This is a genomic window from Qipengyuania sp. Mu-71 (assembly GCF_036867055.1).
In the GTDB taxonomy this organism is placed as follows: Bacteria; Pseudomonadota; Alphaproteobacteria; order Sphingomonadales; family Sphingomonadaceae; genus Qipengyuania; species Qipengyuania profunda.
Map to the genome: position 1 here is coordinate 1422042 of NZ_JBAJHR010000001.1, position 24340 is coordinate 1446381.

The 24340-nt window shown below is 63.6% G+C and carries 23 protein-coding genes, 2 tRNA genes and 1 other RNA gene; 8 read left to right on the plus strand and 18 right to left on the minus strand.

Going from position 1 to position 24340, the window contains the following annotated elements; genetic code table 11:
- Positions 1-2 precede the first annotated feature (2 nt).
- A complete protein-coding gene (locus tag V6B15_RS07060) occupies positions 3-371 on the plus strand; it encodes a hypothetical protein (protein WP_334200578.1) in 369 nt (122 codons plus the stop codon).
- On the opposite strand, the gene V6B15_RS07065 is transcribed toward V6B15_RS07060, so the two are convergent.
- Genes V6B15_RS07065 through tkt form a run of 5 tightly spaced genes read right to left on the minus strand, consistent with a single transcriptional unit; the run spans position 368 to position 6148 of the window.
- Positions 368-1447 carry a serine hydrolase domain-containing protein gene (locus V6B15_RS07065; protein WP_334200579.1) on the minus strand — a complete coding sequence of 360 codons (1080 nt, stop codon included), beginning with the start codon at positions 1445-1447 and terminating at the stop codon, positions 368-370. The genes V6B15_RS07060 and V6B15_RS07065 overlap by 4 nt on opposite strands.
- Before the next feature lie 4 nt (positions 1448-1451).
- Positions 1452-1907, minus strand: coding sequence for a PaaI family thioesterase (locus V6B15_RS07070; RefSeq protein WP_050600692.1), 456 nt, complete (start codon positions 1905-1907; stop codon positions 1452-1454).
- Complete coding sequence (locus tag V6B15_RS07075; protein ID WP_334200580.1) at positions 1904-3103, minus strand: phosphoglycerate kinase; 1200 nt, start codon at positions 3101-3103, stop codon at positions 1904-1906. Before V6B15_RS07075 ends, V6B15_RS07070 begins: the two co-directional genes overlap by 4 nt.
- A gap of 30 nt (positions 3104-3133) precedes the next feature.
- Positions 3134-4141, minus strand: a complete 1008-nt coding sequence (gene gap / locus V6B15_RS07080; protein WP_334200581.1) for a type I glyceraldehyde-3-phosphate dehydrogenase — start codon at positions 4139-4141, stop codon at positions 3134-3136.
- Positions 4142-4156: 15 nt separating this feature from the next.
- The gene (gene tkt / locus V6B15_RS07085) at positions 4157-6148 is read right to left on the minus strand and encodes a transketolase (RefSeq protein WP_334200582.1); all 1992 of its coding nucleotides are present in this window, start codon (positions 6146-6148) and stop codon (positions 4157-4159) included.
- A gap of 179 nt (positions 6149-6327) precedes the next feature.
- On the opposite strand from tkt, the gene V6B15_RS07090 reads away from it, so the two are divergent.
- The 6 genes from V6B15_RS07090 (at position 6328) to V6B15_RS07110 (ending at position 9440) form a co-directional block, all read left to right on the plus strand.
- Positions 6328-6534 carry a hypothetical protein gene (locus V6B15_RS07090; protein WP_334200583.1) on the plus strand — a complete coding sequence of 69 codons (207 nt, stop codon included), beginning with the start codon at positions 6328-6330 and terminating at the stop codon, positions 6532-6534.
- The gene (locus V6B15_RS07095; protein ID WP_334200584.1) at positions 6531-6854 is read left to right on the plus strand and encodes a cell division protein ZapA; all 324 of its coding nucleotides are present in this window, start codon (positions 6531-6533) and stop codon (positions 6852-6854) included. Before V6B15_RS07090 ends, V6B15_RS07095 begins: the two co-directional genes overlap by 4 nt.
- 11 nt (positions 6855-6865) lie before the next feature.
- Positions 6866-7035: non-coding RNA, 6S RNA (ssrS, locus tag V6B15_RS15030), on the plus strand.
- Between the two features lie 134 nt (positions 7036-7169).
- On the plus strand, positions 7170-7742 hold the full coding sequence (locus V6B15_RS07100; RefSeq protein ID WP_334200585.1) for a 5-formyltetrahydrofolate cyclo-ligase: 573 nt from the start codon (positions 7170-7172) through the stop codon (positions 7740-7742).
- Complete coding sequence (locus V6B15_RS07105; RefSeq protein WP_320180387.1) at positions 7739-7954, plus strand: DUF2842 domain-containing protein; 216 nt, start codon at positions 7739-7741, stop codon at positions 7952-7954. The genes V6B15_RS07100 and V6B15_RS07105 overlap by 4 nt, the downstream gene beginning before the upstream one ends.
- Before the next feature lie 49 nt (positions 7955-8003).
- Complete coding sequence (locus V6B15_RS07110; protein ID WP_334200586.1) at positions 8004-9440, plus strand: MFS transporter; 1437 nt, start codon at positions 8004-8006, stop codon at positions 9438-9440.
- Positions 9441-9471: 31 nt separating this feature from the next.
- On the opposite strand, the gene V6B15_RS07115 is transcribed toward V6B15_RS07110, so the two are convergent.
- From V6B15_RS07115 to thyA, 6 genes are all read right to left on the minus strand, one after another.
- Positions 9472-9548, minus strand: a tRNA-Asp gene (locus V6B15_RS07115).
- Positions 9549-9826: 278 nt separating this feature from the next.
- Positions 9827-10459, minus strand: coding sequence for a YdeI/OmpD-associated family protein (locus V6B15_RS07120; RefSeq protein ID WP_334200587.1), 633 nt, complete (start codon positions 10457-10459; stop codon positions 9827-9829).
- An 18-nt stretch (positions 10460-10477) separates the two neighbouring features.
- Positions 10478-11788: a dihydrolipoamide acetyltransferase family protein gene (locus V6B15_RS07125; RefSeq protein ID WP_334200588.1), complete on the minus strand. Its 1311-nt coding sequence runs from the start codon at positions 11786-11788 to the stop codon at positions 10478-10480.
- Positions 11789-11792: 4 nt separating this feature from the next.
- Positions 11793-12854 carry an alpha-ketoacid dehydrogenase subunit beta gene (locus V6B15_RS07130; protein WP_160766940.1) on the minus strand — a complete coding sequence of 354 codons (1062 nt, stop codon included), beginning with the start codon at positions 12852-12854 and terminating at the stop codon, positions 11793-11795.
- Positions 12851-14155, minus strand: coding sequence for a 3-methyl-2-oxobutanoate dehydrogenase (2-methylpropanoyl-transferring) subunit alpha (locus tag V6B15_RS07135; protein ID WP_334200589.1), 1305 nt, complete (start codon positions 14153-14155; stop codon positions 12851-12853). Before V6B15_RS07135 ends, V6B15_RS07130 begins: the two co-directional genes overlap by 4 nt.
- Before the next feature lie 79 nt (positions 14156-14234).
- Complete coding sequence (gene thyA, locus V6B15_RS07140; RefSeq protein WP_334200590.1) at positions 14235-15161, minus strand: thymidylate synthase; 927 nt, start codon at positions 15159-15161, stop codon at positions 14235-14237.
- 138 nt (positions 15162-15299) lie between these two features.
- On the opposite strand from thyA, the gene V6B15_RS07145 reads away from it, so the two are divergent.
- A tRNA-Pro gene (locus tag V6B15_RS07145) sits at positions 15300-15376 on the plus strand.
- 341 nt (positions 15377-15717) lie between these two features.
- On the opposite strand, the gene V6B15_RS07150 is transcribed toward V6B15_RS07145, so the two are convergent.
- From V6B15_RS07150 to V6B15_RS07180, 7 genes are all read right to left on the minus strand, one after another.
- The gene (locus V6B15_RS07150) at positions 15718-16605 is read right to left on the minus strand and encodes a sugar kinase (protein ID WP_334200591.1); all 888 of its coding nucleotides are present in this window, start codon (positions 16603-16605) and stop codon (positions 15718-15720) included.
- 24 nt (positions 16606-16629) lie between these two features.
- Positions 16630-17385, minus strand: a complete 756-nt coding sequence (locus V6B15_RS07155) for an SDR family NAD(P)-dependent oxidoreductase (RefSeq protein ID WP_334200592.1) — start codon at positions 17383-17385, stop codon at positions 16630-16632.
- A 31-nt stretch (positions 17386-17416) separates the two neighbouring features.
- Entirely contained in the window at positions 17417-18688 is a 1272-nt protein-coding gene (locus V6B15_RS07160) for an MFS transporter (RefSeq protein ID WP_334201337.1), read from the minus strand.
- 5 nt (positions 18689-18693) lie between these two features.
- Positions 18694-19056 carry a cupin domain-containing protein gene (locus tag V6B15_RS07165; RefSeq protein WP_334200593.1) on the minus strand — a complete coding sequence of 121 codons (363 nt, stop codon included), beginning with the start codon at positions 19054-19056 and terminating at the stop codon, positions 18694-18696.
- Position 19057: 1 nt separating this feature from the next.
- Complete coding sequence (locus V6B15_RS07170; RefSeq protein ID WP_334200594.1) at positions 19058-21229, minus strand: alginate lyase family protein; 2172 nt, start codon at positions 21227-21229, stop codon at positions 19058-19060.
- Positions 21226-23487: a polysaccharide lyase 6 family protein gene (locus V6B15_RS07175; protein ID WP_334200595.1), complete on the minus strand. Its 2262-nt coding sequence runs from the start codon at positions 23485-23487 to the stop codon at positions 21226-21228. Before V6B15_RS07175 ends, V6B15_RS07170 begins: the two co-directional genes overlap by 4 nt.
- A gap of 105 nt (positions 23488-23592) precedes the next feature.
- On the minus strand, positions 23593-24333 hold the full coding sequence (locus V6B15_RS07180; protein WP_263605959.1) for a FadR/GntR family transcriptional regulator: 741 nt from the start codon (positions 24331-24333) through the stop codon (positions 23593-23595).
- Positions 24334-24340 lie beyond the last annotated feature (7 nt).

Consider the following 24340-nt stretch of genomic DNA (forward strand, 5'->3'; position numbering starts at 1 on the left):
ATATGCGGCGCATACAAAAGGCCCCCAACCCCTGCAACTGCGGGGGCAACAAAATCCGCAGCCTTGCGGGCGCACAAGACAGCCGCGGTGGCGGGTTCCGCGTAAAGCACGGCAAGCCGCGCTCGGCCGCCTATCGTGCGCACGGCGAAGCAGGCCCCGGACCGAGCTATGGCGACGCCAAGGAAGACGGCGAAGGTTATGAAGGGTTCGACAACGATTTCACCCGCCGCAACACCACCTTCATGACCTGGAATCTGATGCACATGGCGCGCATGCTGAAGGATGCGGGCGGCATTCCCGCATGGGGCAATTCGGTCGATCTGTGGCAGGAAGGCCGCCGCTTCGACGCGCCCAATCCCGAATATCGTTAGCGCGCGAATTCGTCGAGGAAGCGCTGCGCAATCGGGCTTTCGGCGACTTCGGCCTTGACCAGCGAATTGCCCCACCAGATCGCCTCGGTATTGGCGAGCACGATCAGTGTCAGCCGCTTGCCGGGCACTTTGAGATAAAGGGCAGAGCCCTTCTGCTCGTTCCAGCCTGAATGCCACAGTAGCCGCTGGCCGTTCCAATCCTCGAGGAACCAGCCGCGCCGGTAGTCGCCAAGCGGGCCGATGTCGGCTTCGACCAACTCGCGGATCAGCGCTGGCGGGATGAGCACGCCGGAATCGAAGGCGATATCGAACTTCGCCATCTGCAGCGGGCTGGCGATGATTCCCGCTGCCGCGCGGAAATCGTCATCGGGCAGGACCTGTTTGACCAGACGCCCATCGACCGGGTGGAAGGGCGGCGCGAGGAACCGCAGGGCATCACCGCCTTCGGGATCGCGCCAGCCGAGAGCGACGTCGCGCATTCCCGCAGGCTCGGCCACGCGGTCACGCACGATGGCGCGCAGGTCGCGTCCACCCGCGCCGCGAATCGTGCGGTCGATCCGCGCATAGGCGATGGGGTTGTAGACGAAGGCCTCGCCATTGGCGCGCATGTCGAGCATTTGCGAGAGCGTCAGCGGCTTCGCGCAATCCATCGCGGCCACCGTATTGCCATGCCGGTCCTCACCGCCGCTGCCGAAGGGGATCGGGGACTGCGACAGCCAGTCGCATGTGTCGGCAAAGCCGTCGTCCGCACGCATCGACAGGTCGAGCGACAGCCCGCCCGCCAGTGCCTCGGCCATGATCGCCGTGGCGGCGATGGGCTTGGTGGTGGACGCGATCTTGTAGGTCGTATCCGCGCTGGTCGCGACCTCGCCCTCGTCATCGGCCCAGCCGTAATAGCCTTCCCACGCAATCTGCCCGTCGCGGACGATCACCGCGCTCAGCGCCGGGACACTGTTTTCCTCGCGGAATTCGGCCAGGAATTGATCGAAGGGTGCGAACTCATCCGCCGGGTCGCCCGCTTGCGCCGAGGTGACCGAGGGCAGCAGAAGCAGGGCGAACAGGCAGAGAAAACGCACGGACCTATCTCCTGGTGATCTTCCGGATAATGCCGTTGAAGCTTAGCACCGGCTTGCCGTCGGCGCGGATCATGCCGACGACATAGATCGTCTTGCCGCCCGCGCGGACGACTTCGCCGCGCGCCTCGATCAGCTGGCCGACGCTGGCCGGATCGAGGAAATCGCCCGCGAGATGCATCGTGACACCATGCGATCCGGCGAGTTCGTCGGTCGCGATGGTGAAGATCGCGCTGTCGGCGAAGGTCATCATGCAGCCGCCGTGCATGAAGCCCGCGCCATTCATGTGGCGCTCCTCCGCGCGGAAAGCGGCGACCATGCTGCCGTCGTCATCGCGCCGTTCGTAGAACGGGCCCGCGCGCTGTTCGAAAGCATCGCTCTGCCAGGTCGACCAGCCCGCCCACTCGCCCTCGGTGACGGGTACGAGCCCGCCGCTCGCGCCTACTGCTTCGTTCTCGCTCATTCGGTCAGCGCCGCCACACCGGGAAGCGGCTTGCCTTCCATCCATTCGAGGAAGGCGCCGCCTGCGGTCGAGACGAAAGTGAACTCGTCCTTCACCCCGGCATGCGCAAGCGCGGCGACCGTATCGCCCCCGCCCGCGACCGAGATCAGCGAACCGTCCTGCGTCAGCGCCGCCGCGGTCCGGGCCAGCGCGACGGTGGCGGTGTCGAAAGGCTCGGTTTCGAATGCGCCCATCGGGCCATTCCACACCAGCGTGCGGCAGGTCTTGAGCACGTCGGCCAGCGCCTCGGTCGCCAGCGGGCCGACATCGAGGATCATCTCGTCATCCGCGACCTCGTGGACGTTGCAGGTGCGCAAGCTGGGCGGATTGGCGGCGAATTCCTTGGCCACCACGACATCATAGGGCAGGTGAACCGTGCAGCCCGCATGCGCGGCTTCGTCGATGATGCGATTGGCGGTGTCGGTAAGCTCGTGTTCGCACAGCGACTTGCCGACATCGACACCCTTCGCGGCGAGGAAGGTGTTGGCCATCCCGCCGCCAATGATCAGGTGCTGCACCTTGCCGACCAGATTGGACAGCACGTCGAGCTTGGTCGAAACCTTGGCCCCGCCGACGACCGCGGCCACCGGCGCTTCGGGATTACCCAGTGCGGCGTCGAGCGCCTTCAGTTCGGCTTCCATCGCGCGGCCCGCATAGGCCGGGAGATGGTGCGCCAGCCCCTCGGTGCTGGCATGTGCGCGGTGCGCCGCGCTGAACGCGTCGTTGACGTAGAAGTCGCCATGCGCGGCCATGCCACGCGCGAATTCGGGATCGTTGGCTTCCTCGCCCGGCCAGAAGCGGACATTGTCGAGCAGGCCGATATCGCCATTGGCAAGGATGCCGATCGACTGTTCGACCACGGGGCCCATGACCTCGGGGATGAACATGATCTCCTCGTCCAGCACCTTCTCGACATCGCCCTGCACGAAGCTCGTGCTCATGGTCGAATAGCGCTTGCCCTTGGGACGCCCGTAATGCGCGAGCAACAGGACCTTGGCACCCTTGTCGGCGAGTTCGAGGATGGTCGGCTTGACCGCCTCGACGCGCGAGACGTCGGTGGCCGAACCATCCTTCATCGGCAGGTTGAGATCGACGCGCACCAGCGCGATCTTGCCGGTGATATCACCGAGATCGTCCAGGGTCTTGAAGCTGCTCATGGTCGGGGCGTCCTTTGGCGGAACTTGGCGTTAGAGGAACTTCGCCATCACGCCGGCGGTGTCGATCATGCGGTTCGAGAAGCCCCATTCATTGTCGTACCAGCTGACAACGCGGGCAAGCTTGCCTTCCATCACGCTGGTTTCGAGGCTGTCGATGGTCGAGCTGGCCGGGTAGTGGTTGAAGTCGCTGCTGACGAGCGGCTGGTCGGTATAGTCGAGCACGCCCTTCATCTTGCCTTCGGCGGCTTCCTTGAGCGCGCCGTTCAATTCTTCGACGCTGGTGTCGCGGCTCGGGGTGAAGACGAGATCGACGAGGCTGACATTGGGCGTCGGCACGCGCACGCTCGAACCGTCGAGCTTGCCCGCCAGTTCGGGCAGGACGAGGCCGACCGCGCGCGCCGCGCCGGTGGTGGTCGGGATCATGTTCTGCGCCCCGCCGCGGGCCCGGCGCATGTCGCTATGCATCTGGTCGAGCATGCGCTGGTCGTTGGTGTAGCTGTGGATCGTAGTCATGAACCCGCGCTCGATCCCGACGGTGTCGTGCAGCACCTTGGCCATCGGCGAGAGGCAGTTTGTGGTGCAGCTGGCGTTCGAGACGATCACGTCCTCGGCGCTGAGCGTTTCGTGGTTCACGCCGTAAACGATCGTGGCCGAAACGTTCTTGGCCGGGGCCGAGATCAGCACCCGCTTGGCGCCTGCCTTGAGATGCGGTTCGGCCGCTTCGTGGCTCTGGAAGAACCCGGTACATTCGAGGACGATGTCGACGCCCTGGTCGCCATGCGGCAAGTCGCCCGGATCCCGCTCGCTGGTGACCGCGATGCTCTTACCGTTGACGATGATCGCCTTGTCGCCGACTTCGACGGTGCCGGGGAAGCGGCCATGCGTGCTGTCATACTGGAACAGCAGCGCATTCGACTTGGTGTCGGCCAGGTCATTGATGCTGACGAGTTCGAGATCGTGATCGTCACGCTCGAGAATGGCGCGCGCCACGAGGCGGCCGATACGTCCAAAACCGTTGATTGCAACCTTCGTCGCCATTGCAAAAACTCCTGCTTAACCGTTCAGTTTGTTCATGATTTGCGGAACGATGGCGTCCGCAGTGAAGCCGAATTTCTCGAACAGATCGCCCGCCGGCGCGCTGGCGCCGAAGCGGTCGATACCGATCCGCAGACCGTTGGTCATCGTGTAGCGATCCCAGCCGAATGTCGTCCCTGCCTCGATGCTGACGCGAAGCGTTTCGTCGGGCAAAACGTCGGGCAGCAGCTCGGCCTTGTAGGCGTCGTCCTGCTCGTCGAACAGCTGGGTGCAAACCATCGACACGACGTCCGCGCCGATGCCTGCCTTTTCCAGTTCGGCGGCGCATTCGGTCGCCAGGCTGACTTCCGATCCGGTCGCGATCAGGATGACCCCGCGCGGCGATTCGGCAGCCTTGAGACGATAGGCCCCGCGCCGGCTGAGGTTCTCCGAAGCCGCCTCGGTGCGCAGCTGCGGCAGCCCCTGCCGGGTCAGCGCAAGAACCGTCGGGCGGTCCTTCTCGCGCAGCGCGATGTCCCAGCATTCGGCGGTTTCGACCGTATCCGCCGGGCGCATGACCAGGAGGTTCGGGATCATCCGCAGCGACTGGATATGTTCGATCGGCTGGTGCGTCGGCCCGTCTTCACCAAGCCCGATGCTGTCATGCGTCATCACATAGACCACGCGGGCCTGCTGCAGCGCGGACAGGCGGATCGCGGCGCGGCAATAGTCGGTGAACACCAGGAAGGTGCCGCCATAGGGGATCACGCCGCCATGCAGCGCCATGCCGTTCATCGCCGCGGCCATGCCGAATTCGCGAATGCCGTAATAGATATAGCGTCCGCTGCGGTCGTCGGCGGTGAACGGGCCGATGCCCCCCGCCTTGGTGTTGTTGGACCCGGTCAGGTCGGCGCTGCCGCCGATCGTATCGGGCAGGTTGGCGTTGATTTCGCCCAGCGTCATCTCGCTCGCCTTGCGCGTCGCGACCTTCTGCGGTTCGTCGATCAGCGACTGGATATAAGTGTCCAGGCTGAAGCTCTCGGGCAGATCGCCTGCCATCCGGCGTTCGAATTCGGCCTTCTCGCCATGCGCTTCGAGCCGGTTGCGCCATTCGGCGCGCGCCGCCGAACCACGCTCGGCCGTCCCGCGCCAGTCGGACAGCACCTGATCGGGAATTTCGAACGGCGCCGCGTCCCAGCCCAGTGCCTCGCGCACTTCAGCGATTTCATCGTCGCCCAGCGGTGCGCCGTGAGTGGCACTGGTGCCCTGCTTGTTGGGCGAACCCTTGCCGATCACCGTCTTGCACGCGACCAGCGAGGGCCGTTCGTCGGCCACCGCTTCATCGAGCGCGCGGCGGATATCGTCGAAATCGTGCCCGTCGCAGCTGACGACATGCCAGCCGGTCGCTTCGTAGCGCGATTTGATGTCTTCGCTGGTCGACAGGTCGGTGGTCCCGTCGATGGTGATGTTGTTGTCGTCCCACAGCACGTTCATGCGGCCGAGCTTGAGATGGCCGGCAAGACCGATCGCTTCGTGGTTGATGCCTTCCATCAGGCAGCCGTCACCCGCGATCACCCAGGTGCGGTGGTCGACGATGTCGTCGCCGAAGCCTGCGTTGAGGTGCCGTTCGGCAATCGCCATGCCCACCGCCATCGCCAGACCCTGTCCCAGCGGACCGGTGGTGCTTTCGACGCCGTCGACCAGGAAGTTCTCCGGATGGCCGGCGCAGGGGCTGCCGAGCTGGCGGAAATTGCGGATGTCCTCCATCGTCGGGGCGGCATAGCCCGACAGATGAAGCAGGCTGTAGATCAGCATCGAGCCATGGCCCGCGCTGAGCACGAAGCGGTCGCGATCGGCCCAGTCGGGCGATGCGGGATCGTGCTTGAGATAGTCGCTCCACAGCACAGTCGCGACATCGGCCATGCCCATCGGCATGCCGGGGTGCCCCGAATTCGCCGCCTGCACCGCATCCATCGAAAGTGCCCTGATGGCATTGGCCATCTGGACCATGCGAGCGGTGGCAAGACTCATGGGATTTATTCTCCGGAAACTGGGTCGATTCGACGCGCGCGAAGCCTTCGCGGAGCGTAGGCGCGAGGTCAACCCGCCCGCCGCGCCATGCACAGCCGGCAATTCCCTCATTCCACTTATCAACAGAATAGGCCAAGCCTTTGACTGGACGCGGCAATCTTGGTATTTCCCACGGTGTCATGACTTCGCAACGCATTCAATCGGCGATGGACCGCATCGACCGCGCGCTGGCGCGGATCGAAACGCAGGCCGCGCTTGCCTCGCATTCCCCCGCGCCGGACGCGCCGACCAATGCCGAACTCGTCGCCCGCCACGAGGCGCTGCGCGAAAGCGTGACGACCACCATCTCGCAGCTCGACGCCCTGATCGAAGGGCTGGCCCCATGAGCGATGTCAAACTGGCGGTCGGCGGGCGCAATTACACCGTTTCCTGCGCCGATGGGCAGGAAGATCACGTCCAGCGGCTAGCCGGCATAATCGATGGCAAGCTGGGCTCGATGGGCGCCAACCTGTCGAGCAATGAAGCCAAGAACTTGCTGTTCGCCGCCTTGCTGGTGGCCGATGAACTGGACGAGGCCAAGCGCGCGGCAGAGCCGCCCCCGGAACCCGATTTCGACACCGAGCGGCTGGCCGGACAGCTCGAACGGATGGCGGCGGCGCTGGAGAATGCGGCATCGACCCTTGAGGGCGAGGCCCCCGCGTCCTAGATAGCGTGATGGCGGGGCTGCCCGGCACGAGCCGCATGAACATCCCTGAGGCTATAAGCATTCCTAGGGAGCTGTCCCTGTCCTGGTCTACCGGTTCGGCCGTGGGACCGGGACATACGGAACCCACCTGACGTTTACGCGTCAGAGGATTTCGCCGGAAACGACCCATGGTGGTCCCGCCACTTTCCGGACCAGCTATTGGCAGCAGCCCGCGCCTTTCACCGGGCGGCGGCGGCAGCCATCGACACATGGCGATAGCGCACCCACGAGCGAGGCCGTTGGACGCCCCGCGCCTCTACCGATAAGGACTTCCGCGTGACCAAGGACGAGCTTCGCAAACACCTGCGCATTACGCGGCGCGAGGAAGCCACCGCGCTACCGGAAAACATGCGCACGCTGGTGTTCATGCGCCCGCCTGCGCCGCTGCTCGAGCTGGTCCCCGAAGGTGCTGTGGTCGGCCTGTACCGCGCCAATCCCTATGAAGCGCCCGCGGCATCCTATGCCAAATTCTTCTTCGAACAGGGGTACGATCTCGCCCTGCCCCGCTTCGCCGACCGCGGCGCGGCGATGCACTTCGCTCAGTTCAGCGACCCGTTTGGCGAAAGCGATCTCGAGACCGGTCCGTTCGGACTGCTGCAACCCATGGCCGATGCCGCAGCGCTGGAACCGCGCGTGTTGTTCGTGCCGCTGGTCGGGTTCACTGCCGAAGGCGCCCGGCTTGGCCAGGGCGGCGGGCATTACGACCGCTGGCTCGCAGACCACCCGGACACAACTGCCATCGGGCTTGCCTGGGACGGCCAGCGGGTCGATGACCTGCCCACCGAGGCGCACGATATCCCGCTTGCGGCAGTCGTGACGCCCACCCGCATCTATGGACCTTTCGCATGAGGCAAGAACCCACCTGGCGGATCCCGGTCGGCATTCTCGGATTGCTGCTGGCTCTGACCATCTATGGCGTGGTCATCGCGCGCTATGCGCCCGGGCTGATCGGCGACTGGCCGACGCTGGTCCAGACGCTGATCTATGTCGTGCTGGGGCTTGTCTGGCTGCTTCCGCTGCGCCGCTTCCTCATCTGGATGGAAACCGGCCGCTGGAGCTGATTGCCAAGTAGACTGCCCTACCCTAGCCTCCCTGCCCAAGGGAGAGGTCATGACCACACGCGAAGCGGTGGCCGACAAACCGTCGGTCTGGCTCAAGCTGGCGCACGGATCGGGCGCTGCCGCGTTCGGCATCAAGAACGGCGGCTTCGACTATTTCCTGTTGCTGTTCTACGGCACGGTGGTGGGGCTCGAACCCGGCCTCGTCGGGCTCGCTATCCTGATTGCGCTGGTGGTCGATGCGATCAGCGATCCGCTGGTCGGCTATTGGTCCGACAATCTGCGCAGCCGCTGGGGACGGCGCCATCCCTTCATGTATGCCGCGGCACTGCCCGTTTCGCTGAGCTACTTCCTGCTGTGGAATCCGCCCGACTGGGGCCAGGCGGGATTGTTCCTCTACCTGACCGCGCTGGCGGTGCTCATCCGAACCTTCATCACCTTTTACGAAACGCCCAGCTCGGCGCTTATTCCCGAGCTGACCGCCGACTATGACGAACGCACCAGCATGCAGGCCTATCGCCTGCTGTTCGGCTGGTCGGGCGGCACCGTGATGAGCATTGTCGTATTCGGATTTCTCTTCACCGGGCCGCTGGGAATGCGCGATCCCGAAGCCTATGCGCAATACGGGATCATCGCGTCGGTGCTGATATTCGCAACGATCATGATCTCGGCGCTGGGAACGCACAGCCGTATTCCTCATCTTCACCGCCCGGTCGCGCGGGGCGAGCGGTTCAGCATCGGGCGCATTTTCCGCGAAATGATCGAGACGCTGAGCGAGAAAAGCTTCCTCGCATTGTTCGTCGCCACCGTGCTGTTCGCCATTGCGACCGGCCTGTCGGCGGCGCTCGCCTTCCTGATACTCAACTATTTCTGGGGGTTCAGCGAATTCCAGATCTTCATCTGGACCTGCTCGGTGCTGTTCTCCGCCGTGATCGGTTTCCTCATTGCGCCATGGGCGACCCGAAAACTCGGCAAGAAGCGCGCGACCATCGTTCTGGGCCTGCTCGCCTTCACCATCCAGCCCTCCCCCGTCCTGCTGCGGCTGGCCGGGCTGATGCCCGAAAACGGCGACCCGCTGCTGTTCCCGCTGGTGCTAGGCATCAATGTGATCGACCTGGCGCTGATCATTGCGGTGCAGGCGGTGGCCTATTCGATGATCGCCGACCTGGTCGAAGCCAACCAGGTGCGCACCGGTCGGCGTTCGGAAGGCGTCTATTATGCGGCGATGACCTTCACGCGCAAAACCACGCAGGGGTTCGGCGTGCTCGCGGCGGGCCTGATCCTGTCGCTGATCGACTTTCCCGAAGGTGCCGACCCGGCAAGCGTGGACCCCGATATCCTGTGGCGGCTGGGTGCGTCCTACGCGCCCGCATTGCTGATCCTGTGGCTTTCCGCGCTGTTCTTCATTGCGCGTTACCGGATCGACAAGGGCATGCATGAAGAGAACCTGCGCCGACTGGCGGATGCGGAAAAATCCGCATCCGCCTAGGCGTCAGACTATTGTCAGAAAACGTCCCAAGTGGCGCGAGTGACGGGGCTCGAACCCGCGACCTCCGGCGTGACAGGCCGGCACTCTAACCATCTGAGCTACACCCGCTTGAAGCGTTGCACCGCTTGGGAGCCGCGCCACTAAGGCAGGGTCCGATTCCTGTCAATGGCCGATGTTGCGGTTTTTTGGCACTTGTCCGCACGCGCCGAAACCGGGACCGGATTTACCCATTTTTAACCCTCTTTGGCGATAATCTGATCAGACTTTGCACGCGGGGTGAAATGGGGGGCTGACATGCTGACAAGAGCCATTCTCGCCTTTTCCATCGGCCTGCTTTGTGCCGGCGGAGTTGCGACCCAATCGGCTTTCGGCATCCAGCAATCGGCCTATATCGCACCGGGGTCCGGCGGCGACGGCGATACGCGGGTTAGCCGCCTCGCCCAGCGGCCCTTACAGCTTTCATATTTCCAGTTACGCCGCTTGCCCTCGCCGATCCATTCGGCAGCGGTGGCGATGCGTTTCGCGCGGGTTGCTTCGCGTTTGGCGCTCACCACCCAGTCGAGATAGTCGCGTCGCTGGGCATCGGTAAAACCCTCCCAGACGGCGATCGCCCCGTCACACCCTGCGAGCGCATCGCGGAAATCGTCGGGCATCGCGATCGGCGGCTTCGGCCTCTGCCGGATGGCCATAGGCGCTTGCGCATCCTGGGCCGCCTGTTTGAACCGTGCGATCAGCTCATCATCAGCGGGAAGCATGTCGAGCGCGGTGATCCTGCCGAAATTACCCATTCCGCCGCCAGCGAATTCTTCGCTGCATAGCATTAGGGAGGCATGGTTCTTGAACGCCGCCATCCCGACAGCATTCTTCCCGCCCACGACGAAATGCGGCACGCCCCATTTGATCGCCTCGACCGTATCGGGCAGCGCCCGGTGCACGAGATCACGAATGTGGTGCAGGATCGGCTGCGCAAAAGGCTGCGCCCTGTCGATGTACTCGTCGACTAGGCTGTCACGCGTCATGCGTGACAGCCTAGCAGATCAATCCACGAGGATCAGCGCCGGAGTTTCGAGCAGCTTCTTGAGCGCCTGGACGAAGCTCGCCGCGTCCCAGCCATCGACCACGCGGTGGTCGCAGCTGATCGAGATATTCATCAGCTTTCGCTTCTCGATCCGCTCGGCGCCATCGCTGCCGGTGACATACATCGGGCGTTCGATGATGCGGTTGGGGCCGATGATCGCGACTTCTGGGCGATTGATGACCGGCGTCGTCGCCACGCCGCCCAGGGGGCCGAGCGAAGTGACCGTCAGCGTGCCGCCCTGCAATTCCTCGCTCTTGGCCGTGCCGCTACGGGCTGCCTCGGCCAGGCGCGAGATTTCGTTGGCGAGCTGCCACGGGTTCTTCGCCTGCGCATCCCGGATCACCGGAACCATCAGCCCGGCATCGGTCTGCGCAGCCATGCCCAGATGCACCGCGCCGTGGCGCGTCACCACGCCGCCTTCGTCGTCATAGCGGGCGTTGATCATCGGGAAGTCGGGCAGCGTCTTGTAGATCGCGGTGATCAGCAGCGGCAGGATGGTCAGCTTGGGCTTGTCGCCGCGGTTGGTGTTGAGCTGCGCGCGCAGCACTTCCAGATCGGTGACGTCGCATTCCTCGACATAGGAGAAATGCGGAATGTTGCGCTTCGATGCGGCCATGTTCTCGGCGATGCGGCGGCGCATCCCGATGACCTTCTTCTCCTCATCCGCACGCGGCGCGGCGGCGGCGCCATAGCCTGCATTGTAGGACAGGAACTGGTCGAGATCGCCGTGGCGGACGCGGCCGTCCTCGGCCGGCTTCACCTGCGCGAGATCGACGCCGAGGTCCTTGGCGCGCTTGCGCACCGCGGGCGTGGCGAGAACCTTGGCGTGCCGTACCGGTTCGGGCGCGGGCGTCGGTGCCGGAAGCGGCTCGGGCTGCGGATCGGCGGCCAACGCATCGTCGGCATCGGACGCATCCGAGTTCTCCACCTCGATCCGTTCCACCGCCTCGTCCTTCGGCGCGGGCGCCGATGCGGGCGCAGCGTCGGTTGCTGGCGCGGCTTCCTCGACGACATCCTCGGGCACTTCGCCCTCGACCTCAATGACGACGAGCATCGAGCCGATCGACACCATGTCGCCCTCGCCGCCGGCGATCTCGAGGATCTTGCCGTTCACGGGGCTTTCCATCGGCACGGTGGCCTTGTCGGTCATCATGTCGACGAATTCTTCGTCTTCGCTGATCTGATCGCCGACCTGCTTGTGCCACTGCACGATCTCGGCCTCGGCGATGCCTTCGCCGATATCGGGCATGTTGAAGGTGAATTTCGCCATGGGATCAGTCCTTGAGGATCTTGTCGATGGCCTCGCCGATGCGGATCGGGCCGGGGAAATAGGCCCATTCGAGGCTGTGGGGATAGGGCGTGTCGAAGCCGGTCACGCGTTCGACCGGGGCTTCGAGGTGATAGAAACAGCGTTCGGTGACCAGCGCGGAAAGCTCCGCCCCGAAACCGCTCGTCCGGGTCGCTTCATGCACGATCAGGCAGCGCCCGGTGCGTTCGATCGAGGCTTCGATCGCCTCGATGTCGAGCGGGACCAGCGTGCGCAGGTCGAGGATGTCGGCTTCGACGCCCTTCTCGCGGCATACCGCCTCGACCACATGGACCATCGTGCCATAGGCGAGGACCGTCAGCCGGTCGCCTTCGGTGACGTGCCGCGCCTTGCCCAGCGGGATCTTGTAATAGCCTTCGGGCACGACGCTGGCGTCGAACTTCTTCCACGGCTGCACGGGCTTGTCGTAATAGCCCGAGAACGGACCGTTGTAGATGCGCTTGGGCTCGAAGAAGATGACCGGGTCGTTGTCCTCGATGCACGAGATCAACAGCCCCTTGGCGTCATAGGGCGTGGCCGGGATAACCGTCTTGAGGCCCGAGACATGCGTAAAGATCGCCTCGGGGCTCTGGCTGTGCGTCTGCCCGCCAAAGATGCCCCCGCCAAAGGGCGATCGGACGGTCATCGGTGCGACATATTCGCCCGCCGAGCGGTAACGCAGGCGCGCCGCCTCGGAGATCAGCTGGTCGAGCCCGGGGTAGATGTAATCGGCGAACTGGATCTCGGGCACCGGGCGCAGGCCATAGGCGCCCATGCCCACCGCCACCGCGATGATCCCGCATTCATTGATCGGCGTGTCGAAGACGCGCGTCTTGCCGTATTTGTCCTGCAGCCCCGCGGTGCAGCGGAAGACGCCACCGAAATAGCCGACGTCCTCGCCCATCACCACGACATCGTCGTCGCGGCCCATCGACACGTCGAGCGCATCGTTGATCGCCTCGATCATGTTGAGGCGGCGTTCACCCTGCTGCTCGGTGGCGGGCAGGTCCTTGGTCTGGGTCTCGCTCATGCCTCGGGCAATCCTTCGGGAAACTTGGTCTTGCGCTCGTGCACCGCCTGATCGGCCTGCTCGCGCAGGTGCCACGGCAGTTCCTCGAAGACGTCTTCGAACATGGTGCGGAACGGGTGGTGGAGACCGTGGCCGAGGATACCGTTGGCCTCGGCTTCCTTGGTCACCTTCTTGACGTGCTCGGCCGCCTCGAGGTCCATCTTCTCCTGCCGCTCCTCGTCCCATTCACCAAGCGCGATGAGGTGGTTCTTGAGCCGCATCACCGGATCGCCGAGCGGCCATTCGCTGCGCTCCTGCGCGCTGCGGTAGCCGCTGGGATCGTCCGAGGTGGAATGCCCTTCGGCGCGGTAGGTAAAGAACTCGATCAGCGTCGGCCCGGCGTTGGCGCGCGCGCGATTGGCTGCCCAGCGTTCGGCGGCATAACAGGCCAGTGCGTCGTTGCCGTCCACCCGCAGACCCGCAAGGCCATAGCCCAGCGCGCGTGCGGCGAAAGTGGTGCGCTCCGCCCCGGCAAAACCGCTGAAGCTGGAGATCGCCCATTGGTTGTTAATAACATTGAGGATAACCGGTGCATTATACACCGTCGCAAAGGTGCAGGCCGAATGGAAGTCGCCTTCCGCGGTACTGCCCTCGCCCACCCAGGTCGCGGCGATCCGGCTGTCGCCCTTCATCGCGCTGGCCATCGCCCAACCAACCGCCTGCGGGGTCTGCGTCGCGAGATTGCCGCTGATAGTGAAGAAGCTGTGCTCGCGGCTCGAATACATGATCGGCAGCTGGCGGCCCTTCAGCTTGTCGCCCTTGTTCGAGTAGATCTGGTTGATCATCTCGATCAGCGGGTAGCCGCGCTGGATCAGGATGCCCTGCTGGCGGTAGCTGGGGAAGACCATGTCGTCGCCCGCCAGCGCCATCGAGGCCGAGACGCTGGTTGCCTCCTCGCCGGTACACTTCATGTAGAAGCTGGTCTTGCCCTGCCGCTGGCCGCGGAACATGCGTTCGTCGAACGCGCGCGTCATAGCCATGTGGCCGAGCATGGCTCGCAGCGTGTCCGCATCAAGTTTGGGATCCCACGGCCCGTGCGCCTTATCGTCATCGCCCAGCACGCGGACCAGGCCATAGGCAAGGTCGCGCATTTCGGCGGGATCGCAGGCCTCGTCTGGCCGCGCCATGCTGCCCGCCTCGGGCACTTCGATGTGCGAGAAATCGACCGTGTCGCCCGGCCGGAACTTGGGTTCGGGAACATGCAGCGAGAGTCTCGGGCGGTTTTCGCCTCCCGCTGCACTACCCTTGGGCCTGTCGGCCATAGAATCGTCTCCCAGACGCAATCTTACGCTTAAGCGTTATTTTATTTCACGGAAGGGAAACGGTCAAGGGATGGCCGGATCACACCGCGACGGGCGCCTTGATCGGCGCAAGCGGCGTGTAATCGTGAACCTCGAAATCCTCGATCGTGTAATCGAAAATGGAAGGCGGACGCCGCACTATCTCAAGGCGCGGGCGGCCTTGCGGTTCCCGCGAAAGCTGCTCGTCTATCAGCCCTTCGTGATTGAGATAAAGATGCGTGTCGCCGCCCGTCCAGACGAGCTCGCCGGGTTCGAGGCCGACCTGCTGCGCGATCATCCGGGTCAGCAGCGCCGCCGACCACAGGTTGAACGGCAGCCCCAGCGCGACATCGCAGCTTCGCTGGTAGAGCAAGCAGTTGAGGCGATCTCCTGCAACGTGGAACTGGTAGGTCTTGTGACACGGCGGCAGAGCCATCGCGTCGAGTTCAGCGACGTTCCAGCCCTCGATGATATGCCGCCGGCTGCCCGGATTGGTACGCAGCGATTCGACCACTTGGGTAATCTGGTTGATCCCCGGTCCCGGTCGATACGTTCCGTCACCCTGCGCTTCAAAGGTCGGCCAGTCGACCCATTGCTTGCCATAGACCGGCCCCAGATCGCCCCAGCGCGCGGCGAAAGCCTCATCGTCGGCGATCCGCTGGACAAACTTCTCCAGCGGAAGCTGCTCGCCCGTCTTCGCAACATAGCGCGCATGCGGCCATTCGTTCCAGATCTTGACCCCCTGCAGTACGAGCGGCCGGATGTTGGTGTTGCCGGTAAGGAACCACAGCAATTCGCGCGTCGCAGTCTTCCAGTAGACCCGTTTGGTAGTCACCAGCGGCATCGCGCCGCCGGCAAGGTCGAACCGCAGCATTGCACCGAATACCGACCGCGTGCCCACGCCGGTCCGGTCCATTCGTTCGTCACCCGCGGTCCAGATGCGGCGCATGAGATCGAGATACTGCTGTTCGGGATGCGATTCGGACACGGAAGGCTCGTTTTGCTGCGAAAAATCCTCCTAGGCACAAATTGCCCGAATTGCCCGCTTGCGTGTGCCGCAATCCCCACCTATAGGGCCCGCCTTGCTTCGCACCCAAGGCTCCACAAAGCCGCGGGCCGATCCGGTCGGGGAGTAGCTCAGCCTGGTAGAGCACTGTCTTCGGGAGGCAGGGGCCGGAGGTTCGAATCCTCTCTCCCCGACCAATTTTCGTCGTTTCCGATATTAAGCCGCAGAATTCCGCCGTTTTCCTCACCCAGAGGAAATCGGTCGGGAATCCTGCGTGCCGATTGCACCACAAAATGCTTCAGCTGAGCAACGGTCAGGATCGGCAAGCGCACGCGTATAAGGTCCGTAATGACGCTATGGCGTAGGGTGTAGGCGGAAGCAGCTTCCGGTGGCCGCATCGACATTGTTCGTCGGCCCCTCGGACTTACGTCAAGGCAAGGCTCGACTCTCCGATCTCCGCATCAGCGGAAGCCTGCACATCGCAGGCTGGCGCCATCATGTTCGCATGATCTCATTCTGGCAGAGTAGAGCCACAAGTTCAGAGCAGGATCGCACCCCTGTGCGCCAGCGTTTCCCGCGCCTTTTGCTGGCCCGATTCCACACATTCGCCAACCGCTTTACCCCTCAGCCAGCCATCGAGGAAGCCGCCGTTGAAGGCATCGCCTGCGCCGCTTGAATCGACCACGTCGGTTGGCACTGCGGCAATGATCTCCGGCTCTCTCGCCGCCGAAGTCGACAGCACGCAGCCCTTCTCTGCCGCTTTCACCGCAACCAGATCGCAGCCGCCGGCGGCCCAACGGCTTGCGATGGCGCATTCGCCCTCGTCCGAGCCCCACAGGTCGCGCTCGTCCGTATTGGTCGGCAGGCCGATGGTGCAGTTGTGCACCGCGCGCTGCGATACGGCGGCAGCGGAGGCATGGTCCGGCCACAAATTGGGCCGGAAGTTGCTATCATAGGCGACCGCCTTCCCCGCCTGTTTGCGCTGGCCTGCCAGTGCGATCAGCGCATCGCGTCCCGCATCGTCGACGATCGCGAGTGTAATCAGGCTGAAATAGACGAGCCGGGCAGCCGCCGCCGCATCGAGTGCCTCAGCCATGCCCGGAAGTGCGAACATTTCGCGCGCGGCGCTGCGGTCGCGCCAGTAGAGAAAGCTGCGCTCACCCTGTTCGTCCAGGTAGATCGCATAGATGCCGGGGTTGCGATCAGGATGACGCAGGACGTGGCGTGTATCGATGCCCTCGGCGGCCCATGCCGCGACCAGCGCATCGCTGATCGGATCGGTCCCGACCGCGGTGACATAGGCGATATCGTGCCCCGCCCGCGCAAGATGGATGGCCGTGTTCAGCGTATCACCGCCATAGCGAAGCCCTGCTCCGCCATGGCTGTGATACTCCAGCATTGCCTCGCCGAAGATGAAGGTGGTCATCGCGGGTCCCGACTTGCGCGGCGCTCAGGAAAAACCGAGGCCGCCATTGATATCGACATTCGCCCCATTGATGAACGACGCCTCATCCGACGCGAGATAGGCGACCGCATCCGCGGCTTCTTCCGCCCGGCCCTGACGGCGCAGCGGTGTCGAATTGGCGACGTTTTCGCGCGCGGCGTCGGGGGTGAACTTGTCGTGGAAGGCCGTCGCGATCATGCCCGGACACAGGGCATTCACGCGAATGCCCCTGGGGCCGAGTTCTTTCGCCATGGCGCGGGTGAAGGTCATCACCGCCCCCTTCGACGTGGCATAGGCCGCGGCACCGCCGCCGCCGCCATCGCGGCCTGCGAGCGAGGCGAGATTAACGATCGCGCCGCCTTCACCCATGTGCTCGGCCGCAGCCTTGGTCGCGAGGAAGGTCGAGGTCAGGTTGAGCTGCATGACGTGGTTGAAAAACTCCTCGTCCATCTCGGCAAGCGGCTTGCGCGCGACGAGGCCGCCCGCATTGTTGACGAGGATGTCGATCCCTTCGCCAAACGCATCGGTCGCAGCCGCCACCAGCTTGGCGACGTCTTCGGACTTGGTCACGTCGGCACGGACCTTGATCGCCTTGCCGCCGCCAGCGGCATCGATCGCTGCCAGCGTTGCATCGGCATCGCCTTCATTGCTGAAGTAATTGACGACGACATTGGCGCCTTCGCTGGCCAGCTTGACCGATATGGCCCGGCCGATATCGCGGCTGCCACCGGTGACAATTGCGGTTTTGCCCTGGAATTTCATGTGATCTGTCCCCGTCTTTGGGTTGGCCGCGCTAGGCGGATTTGGGTTTGAGAGGTTTGATTTCCGGGCACAGGATGAGCACGGAAAGCACGGTCATGATCGCGAGCCCCGCACCGACGACGAAGGCCGGCGCGTAGCTGTTCACGGTGATGATCGGGATCAGGAAGTTGAGGCCGACGACGGCGAGCTTGGCGGCGGTGCCGGCATAACCCGCCAGCGTTCCCACCGAGCCGCCGCTGTAGAAATCGCTCGGCAGCGTCTGGATATTGCCCACCGCGGTCTGGAAGCCGAACAGGATGACGGCCATCAGCAGCACGGCGATCAGCGGCGTGGCCGCCTGCGTCGTTGCCAGCAGCGCGACCAGCATGATCAACCCGCCAAGGCCGATCACCGACTTGCGCGTGCGGTTGACCGTCCAGCCCGCCTTGATGCGGTTCTGCGCCAGCAGTCCGCCGAACCAGGCACCGAACATGGCGCCGACATAGGGGACCGCGGCATAGGTGGCGATTTCCTCGACCCCGAAGCCGTAGGTTTCGTAGAGATAGAGCGGCAGCCAGCCGACAAACAGCCACCAGATCGGATCGAGGAAGAAGGACGCCATGATCACGCCCCAGCTTTCCTTGCGCGAGAGGATCTCGCCCGAACCCGGGGCATAATCGGCAACCTCGCCGACATCCTTGTTGCGCTGGCCCGTGAGGATGAACTGACGCTCTTCCTCGCTGATCCAGGGGTGCGCTTCGGGTCCGCTCTTGTAGACGATCAGCCAGGGTAACAGCCACAGCAGGCCCAACACGCCGATGGCGATGAAAGTCGCCTGCCACGAGCCAAGGAAGACGAACAGCAGCCCGACGATCGGGGCGGAAACGATCCCGCCGATTGCCGCGCCCGAATTGAAGATGCCTTGCGCAAGCGCCCGTTCGTTGATCGGAAACCATTCGGCATTGGCCTTCGTCGCCCCGGGCCAATTGCCCGCCTCGGCGACGCCAAGCAGCCCGCGGAATATGGCGAAGCTGGTCAGCCCGCTGGCGACCGCATGGAGCATCGTCGCAAGCGACCATGCCGCGATGGCGAGCACAAAGCCCAGCCGCACGCCGATCCAGTCGAATATCTTGCCGAAGATCGTCTGCCCGAAGGCATAGGCGAAGGTGAAAACGTTGATGATGATCGCATATTCGACCTTGGTCAGCCCGAGTTCTTCCGAAATCTCGGGCCACAGCACCGCCAGCGCGCCGCGGTCGATGTAATTGATGATGGTCGCCAGCGCGACCAATGCGACGATCCAGTAGCGCAGCTTGCCCTTCATCACGGTCACCGTCCCCGACCGAGGAAGTCTTCGCGCGCGGGGCTGAAGGTGTCGATCAGGACACCTGCCTTGAGGCACAAAGCGCCATGGTCGAGATGCGGCGCGACGTAGAAGCCGTCACCCGCGCCGAGCACGCGCTTCTCCCCGTCGATCACGACTTCGAAGCGTCCGCTTTCGACATAGGTCGACTGGCTATGCGGATGCGCATGAACCTCGCCGACGGCGTCCTTGTCGAACCATACGCGGACCACCATCAGATCGGGACCATAGCCCAGGATCTGGCGGGCAATCCCGCCGCCAAGATCTTCTGTCACGGCCCTGTCGGCCGCAACGAAGGCCTCGCTGTGTTCGCGCAGTATCGTGGCCATGTCAGTTCCTCTCCTGGTCGAGCTCGATCCGCGCGGCGAAGCCGGTCCAGCTCAACGTGCGACCATCGACGGTCGCGCGATGGCGCTGGGCAGGGTCGTCGTCATAGGAGATCGCGAGAACGGTCTGTTCGCCGCCCTTGGTTTCGACGATCACCAGATCGTAGCTGTCGTGTGTCTCGTGGCGCAGCGAGGCGATGAGGCTGCGGCTGTCGATGGTCTGCTCGGTCGCCCCATCGTAGAGCCCGTGCGGCTCAAGCAGACTGACGAAAGTCGCGTCGGCGGCACCTGACACACGCTGGATAACCAGCGGTTCGCGGCGCAGGTTGAAGGCCGGATCGTTCGCGCCGCTTTCTCCAAGGATCGCCTGCGCGCCCGTCTGCGGCACGAAGCGATAAGTGTAGAAGCGCCCGCCGAAAATCCAGGTCATGAAGGCCTCGTCGGCCTCTGGCGCCGCAGTGCCATCGACCCAGATATGCTGGTAACCATGGTCCGCGCCCAGCACCGGGCGGCTCGTCAGATTGCGGTCGACCGCGAAGCCGGTTTCGATGATGTGGCCCGAATAGTGTAGCGGCAGATCGAAGGTCGCCGGGCCTTCGCCCTCGGCGCGCAATAGGTCCACCACCACGGGGGCATCGAGACCCGCCACATCGAGCAGCGCGAGTGTGCGCAGCATGGTCACACGCTCTTGCGGATAGGCGCTGTCGATACGGGCCGTGCTGACCTGCAGCTCCGGTTCTGCCGAGTAATGGAGCTGTGTCGGCGCGTGGCTGTCAGCAAGGTCCACATCGCCGCCGAAATGGCTCTTTTCGTTCACCACCAACGCGTTGTGGGCGACGGTCTGCTTGGCCCAGCTCTCGTTCTCGGGGAGGTAGCGCCCACCATCCTTGGCAACGATGTTGAGGAAGCGCGCCGCGCCATAATCGCGCACGATCTCGTGGCCGTTGTCGTAGAATTGCCAGCTCAGCTTGTCGAAATGGCCGTGGCCCATGCCCTGCGAGCTGTTCTTAGCTACCAGCGCAGTATGATCGGGCCCCTCGCCATGACGCAGAATGGCCACCGCGCCCTGCTGGCCTTCGGGTCCGTCGGAGAGCAGCATCGAGCCGAAGGCGAACGGCTGTGCCTTGCCCGCTGCCAGATCGCGCGCGAGCTCGAGCCCGTCGGCAGTCAGAATGGTGCGGCCTTGCCAATCGGCGATCGCCAGCAGTCCGGGATCATGCGTTTCGGCATAAGCGATCGCGACACCGTGATAGAGTTCGTCGGTGTTGAGGCTCTTGTCGCGAATGGCATCGTTGAAGGGGAAGAAATAGCCCCCGTAGGTTAGCTGGACCGTGGTCCGCAGAGCCTTGAGCAGGATCCCGTCGCGATAGGCGAAGATGCGGCGATCGGGATCGTTCTGAGCGATTGCGTCCGCGAACACCATGAAAGGCATCAGCGCATAGCGCTGGTAATAGGGGCCTTCGGTATAATAGCCGTCGGGCGAGAACAGCAGTTCGGCCTGGCGCAGGAAACCGGTAGTGCGGGTCTTGTCGGAGCCGAGTAGGGCACGGTCGACCAGATCCTGGTCTTCGAGAAGATAGCCGGTCATCCCGACGCCGGCGGTGGCCCAGGTCGCGTGGTTGTGGATGCGGTCGAAAGTCCACTGCGATTCCACCGAGAGGAAGTGCGCCGCGCGGCGGAACACGTCCTCGTCGATCCGGGCGCGGTCGGCCTCGCTCAGCCCATCGCGAATATCGCCATATCCCTGCACCGCATGGACCAGCCAGACGGCATCGTTGAGCACCTGCCAGAAGATACGGCCGACATTCTGGTTCGCCTTCGCGGGGTGATCGCCAAGCGTCGGGTAGAGCGCGGCATAGGCGAGCAGCATATCGCGGACGTAATCGGCATAGGCCTGCTCGCGCGTGATGCGATAAAGCTGCCCCGCCAGGTAGATCGCGCGGTAGTTCCGCTTGTGTTGTTCATGCGTATAGCCCCCACCCGGGTCCTTGGGCACGGGCACCACCACGCCCTGCTCCATCATCTCCGTCACGAAAGCCTGCGCCTGCGTCATCTCCGCGCGGTAAAGCGGCGGCAAGTCGGATTGGGCGACATCCTGCTCCCTGGCACTGGTCGGTGCGATCAGTCCGGCCATTGCCAGCATGATGGCGGCGAAAAGGAGCAGGAGATGTCTCATTCGACGCCCACCCCGTCGAACGCATTGTCCTCGAGCGAAACGCGGGACTCGCCGTCGAACACCAATTCGACAAGCTCGGGTGCGGGCGTGTCGGTGAAGCTGTTCTGGGTCACCGAAGTCATTGGCGTGCCCACCGTATGGACTATGCGCAGCGGAGCCGACGCGGTGAAAGCATTCCTGGTAATGGTCGCGGTCTGGACGCCGTGCAGGCTCACCGATGCACTCGAGCCATTGGTGGCCGCCTCACCCACGTTCACGAACGTATTCCGTGCAATCGTGACCGCGGGGCCGAAGGTGCTTTCGTCGCGGCCTCCGCGGTAGATATCGGCGACCGGACCACCGATATTGGCGAAGCTGCTGCGGGCAATGTCGAGATATTCGACATTGTATTGCCCGTAATCTTCGGTCTCGGCGGCGGCGGAGACGATCGCTCCGGAAATATCCGAAAAGCTGCTCCCGCTGATCTTAATGCGGTCGGCATAAGTGCTCTTGCCCAGCGTCAATACGCTGAAGGACTTGTTCACAGTCAGATGGCGTACCGCTACCCCGTCCATCTCGATCTGCATGTTCGACTGGATTGGGTAAATCGTGGTCCGGATTACCGAATTGCCGACCGAATCCGGGGCGAGTTCGCCGTCGATCAGCAGATTGGCGAGCTGGAGGTGCGCGCCTTCGCGCAGTTCGATCAGTGATGGGCGTGCGAAGACGATAACCGTGGCCTCGTCGCCCGCGCCCCTCAGCGTCACCGCCTTGTCCAAACCGATCGTGCGTTCGACGACATAACGGCCCGCCGCGAGTTCAAGCACATCGCCCGATTGCGCCGCGGTAATTGCGTCCACCAACGTGTCGTTACCGGGCGCGACCGGGGTGACGGTCCCGCTCGCGCCGAACGGGCTGTCATCGTTCGGCTTGGCATACCAGGTCACCCCGACATCCTCGAGCGCAACAGGTGCCAGATCACGCGGTGCACCCACGCCCGCCAGCGCCGGATCAGCTGGATAAAGCAGCCCATTCTCCGCGCGAAGCAGTTCGGCAGCGCCGCTCTTGAGCGCGGATAGCGCGGGATCAATATCGCCGGAAAGCACGCGATTATCGCTGAACGTGATACCTGAAACCGGGGAGTCGACCGTGAGGAAGGCATCGCTCCCGCTCGCACTCATCAGATTGCCGGCGAACACCGTTTTGCTGGGCACAGCGGAGCGTTCCTCGTCGGCCCCGACGCCAAACCCGATACGCGCGCTGTCGAGGATCGAATTGTTCGTCACTCGCGCATTTTCGACTTCGACGTAGCGATTGACGGGCGAGTTGGGCACGCCGTTCATGATCGCCAGCGCGCTGGAAAAGCCCGTGCCGCGCAGACCTTCCATGTAATTGTCGCGCACGATCTGGTCGCGATTGATAACGCGAATACCGCCGGTGTAGTCCTTGCCATGGCCCATGAAGACATTGCGTTCGACGAGATTGCCGTCGCCATGGCGCAGCGTCAGGTTCCCGCGCGAGCGCAGGAAGAGATTGCCGCGAAAGATATTGCCGCCCGATTTGGACGAGATGATTTCTACCTCGCCATCGGTGCGATCGAAGACATTGTTCTCGACCAGCGTATTCGAATTGAACATCGAATAATGGCTGGTGCCGATCCGCAGCGTTTCGCCGCCGTTGGAGCCAAGCGACTGGCGTGGACCGAAATAATTGTGATCGATGCGGTGCGCGTTCTCGCGGCTTTCCTCGCTATCGAGGCGGACCGCCAGCGTAACCCCCTTGTTGGTCTTGCCGACAAGATGGTTGTGATCGAAGCGATTGCCGCGTCCGTAGATGCCGACCCAGTAATCGGATTCGTAGCGATCGGGTTTGCTGAAGCCATCGATCACCACTTCGGTGACGCGGCTGTGGCGGGCCAGATTGTCTTCGCTCACGCGAAAAGCGATGACTTCGCCGCGCGGGCTGTAACCGTCCTTGAATACCAGACCCGACACGAGGAGGTATTCACCCCCGATCCTCAGGCTCGACCGACCGGTCAGGATCGCCCCGCCCTTGGTTTGCGCGGTGACCATGATCGGTGCGTCCTCATCCCCGGACCCGGTCACCACCATGTCGAAATCATGCCATTCGCCATCGGCCAGCATGATTGTGTCGCCCGCTTCCGCGCGTTTCAATGCGCGGGCATAGTCGGCTTGATCATGGACGAGAAATTGGTCTGCTGCGGCAGGCGCGGCAGCAAGCCCCAATATCGCGCAAACAAGGCTACGCCCTGCAAACATCCCTCAGCCCTTTCGTATAGTTATGCGCAAACCATACGGAGCCTTTCCATCTTGTCAATCAATCTGGACTGATAGAATCGAATTTATTTGTAATACCAGTTTGGCTTAACCGAACTTGGAGGCGGCGAGGAAGCGCTCGCGGCTGCGCGATGCTCGCTGCTGGACTTCCTCAAGCGCCTGGCGCTCGGTCGCCTCGAGCATGGATTCCAGCAGGCGCTGGAAATGCTCGCGCATGGCCTGACGGGCAGCGCCCGGATCGCGCGCCTTCAGCGCGTCGAAGATCGCGCGGTGCTCTTCGGTGCGCGATGCAGCATCATGGACGCAGACAGCTTCATAGGTTGCCTTCACCTCGGGCAGGCCTTCGCGCATCTGCCACAGCGATTTGACCGTATGGACCATGGCCGCATTATTGGACGCTTCGGCGATGGTGAGATGGAATTGCTCGTCCGCGGCATTGGCCGCTTCCTCATCGGGAGAGCTCATCTGCTCGATCAGCCGCTCCAGCTTGGCGATCCCCTCTTCTGAGATGTTGTGCGCCGCCAGCGCTGCCGATTCCGCTTCGATCATCAGCCGCGCCTCGGTCACCTCGAACGCGCTCGCCTGCGGCAGCGCACCGATGCTCGCGGGTTTCTTCTCGCTGACATAGACGCCCGATCCGGTCTTGATTTCGAGCCGCCCGACCGCCTGCAGAGCGATTTCCGCCTCGCGGATGGTCACGCGGCTGACGCCCAGCTTCTCGGCCAGTTCGCGTTCGCCCGGCAGTCTTGTCCCCGGAGGATAAGCGCCTTGGTCGATCAACTCAGCGATCTGTTCTGCGACAGATTGGAAGAGTCTCTTATTGGCCATGCGCCCG